The organism is Solirubrobacter ginsenosidimutans (assembly GCF_027587205.1).
The window spans coordinates 1-2,172 of the sequence record NZ_JAPDOD010000120.1 but is presented as its reverse complement, the minus strand read 5'-3'; the positions used below and the strand labels follow the sequence as shown (position 1 = coordinate 2,172).

At 69.0% G+C, this 2,172-nt stretch carries 2 protein-coding genes; both read left to right on the top strand.

From position 1 onward, the window contains the following. Positions 1–121: 121 nt before the first annotated feature. On the top strand, positions 122–349 hold the full coding sequence (locus OM076_RS44395) for a hypothetical protein (protein WP_270046721.1): 228 nt from the start codon (positions 122–124) through the stop codon (positions 347–349). 22 nt (positions 350–371) lie between these two features. After that, positions 372–2,051 (top strand): SulP family inorganic anion transporter, encoded by a 1,680-nt coding sequence (locus OM076_RS44390; RefSeq protein WP_270046720.1) that lies wholly within the window; start codon positions 372–374, stop codon positions 2,049–2,051. The last annotated feature ends 121 nt before the right edge of the window (positions 2,052–2,172 follow it).

Here is a 2,172-nt window from a genome sequence, read left to right as displayed (position 1 = left end):
CCCCGGTGCGTCGCCGTCCGCCCTCATCCCCGAGGGCCTCCGCGCCGGCATCGTCGAACTGACGCGGATCGCGCTCGGACGCCCGCAGAAACCGGCAACGCCGGAGCCCTAGGACGCCGCAATGGATCTGATCGAGAACGATCCGACCACACCGACGAGCCAATCCGAGGTGCGCGCGCAGCGCCTTGGCTCCGCGCTCCGCGGCCTCGCGGCCGAACTCGTCGACGAGCGACGCAACGTCGCGCGGCTGCGCCGGGAGATCGCAGATCTGAAGGCGCGACTCGAGATCGCCGAGTCGACGCGAGCAGGTGCTCGCGACCCGGATGGTCCCCCCGCCGTCGACGTGTAGACAACAGCCCGGAGGTACTGAAATGAAGCTTCCGCTCTTCACCTGGGCGCGCGGCTACGACCGCGGTTGGCTACGCGGGGACGTTCTCGCCGGGCTGACCGTCTGGGCGGTCCTCGTTCCCGAGGCGCTCGCCTATGCGACGATCGCCGGCGTCTCACCGGTCGTCGGCCTCTACGCCGCACCTGGCGCGCTCATCCTCTATGCCGCCTTCGGCAGTTCGCGTCATCTCGTGACGGGCCCGATGGCATCGACAGCCGCCCTGTCGGCCGCCGCGGTCGGTGAAATGGCCGCGGGCGGTTCGGACGCATTCGTCCAGCTCACGATCACGATGGCGCTCGTGGTCGGCATCTTCGCCCTGGTCGCCGGAGCACTGCGGCTGGGCTTTCTCGCCAGCTTCATCTCCGAGCCGGTGATGAAGGGCTTCATCATCGGGCTTGCGCTGACGATCATCGTCGGCCAGCTCCCGAAGCTCTTCGGGGTCGAGAAGACCGCCGGCGACTTCTTCGAGCAGCTCTGGGGGTTCCTGGGCGAGCTCGGGAACACGAGCGGGCTCACGCTGCTCGTCGGTGTTTGCTCGCTGGTGCTCGTGCTGGGCCTGAAGGCATACGCTCCTGTCGTTCCCGCCTCGCTCGTGGCCGTGATCCTGGGCATCGGTGCGGTCAGCCTGTTCGACCTCGACGTGGCGATCGTCGGCCCCGTCGATAGTGGGCTGCCCTCGTTCGGACTCCCGGACGTCGCGGCGCACGACTACCTGGATCTGTCCGCGTCGGCGATCGGTGTGCTGCTCATCGGCTTGATGGAGGGACTCGGCGCGGCGAAGACCTATGCCGCGAAGAACCACTACGAGATCGACGTCAACCGGGAGTTGTTCGGGATGGGCGCGGCGAACATCGCCTCAGGGCTCTCGAGCGGGATGGTCGTCGGCGGCAGCCTCTCCAAGACCGCCGTCAACGGCTCAGCGGGTGCCCGTTCGCAGCTCTCCGGACTCGTCGTGGCCGTGCTGACGGTCATCACCCTGCTCTTCCTCACCGGGCTCTTCGAGAACCTTCCCGAGGCGACGCTCGCCGCGATCGTCATCGCCGCCGTCATCGAGCTCGTCGACGTCCCCGCCCTCGTGCGCCTGTATCGCTTTCACGCCCGCGGCGCCGGCCGCGCCTATGCCGTGGCGGCGCGTCCCGACTTCGTCGGCGCGGTGGCCGCGCTCGCCGGGGTGCTGGTCTTCGACACGTTGCCCGGCCTGTTCATCGGCATCGGCGTCTCCCTCGTGCTGCTCGTCTACCGCGCCTCGCGTCCGCACATCGCCATCCTTGGCCGCGATCCCGGCGACGATGAGCGCTGGAACGACCTTCAGCGGCACCCCGACAACGAGCCAGAGCCCGGGATCGTCGTCGTGCGCTGCGAGAGCGCCCTCATCTTCGCCAACGCCGAGACCGTCCGCGACGCGATCCGCGCCCACCTCGAACACGACACGTTCGCGATCGTGCTCGATGCCGAGACCGTGCCGGCGATCGACGTCACCGCGGTCAGCATGCTCGTCGCGCTCGCCCACGACCTCCGCCGCGACGGGATCGAGCTCGCCTTCGCCCGCGACGTGGGAGATGTCCGTGAACTCGTCCAACTCGGCGCGACCGGTGCCCCGCTGTCGCGCTATCCGACGGTGAAGGCCGCCGTCGATGCCCTGCGCAGCAAGGCGACCGCGTGATCAGCGCGACCGGGTCGCTCCTCATCCCGACGGTATGAAAACGCGGCTCCGCCCGCTCTTCATCCGCATTGGACGATGCCGCGCAGGCGCTGAGGCCGCAAGGTCCACTGAGCCATCGTCT

Bases quoted from the DNA above. Each gene is read 5' to 3' on its own strand.
- OM076_RS44395 (WP_270046721.1), top strand. From the start codon at position 122: ATGGATCTGATCGAGAACGATCCGACCACACCGACGAGCCAATCCGAG.
- OM076_RS44390 (WP_270046720.1), top strand. From the start codon at position 372: ATGAAGCTTCCGCTCTTCACCTGGGCGCGCGGCTACGACCGCGGTTGG.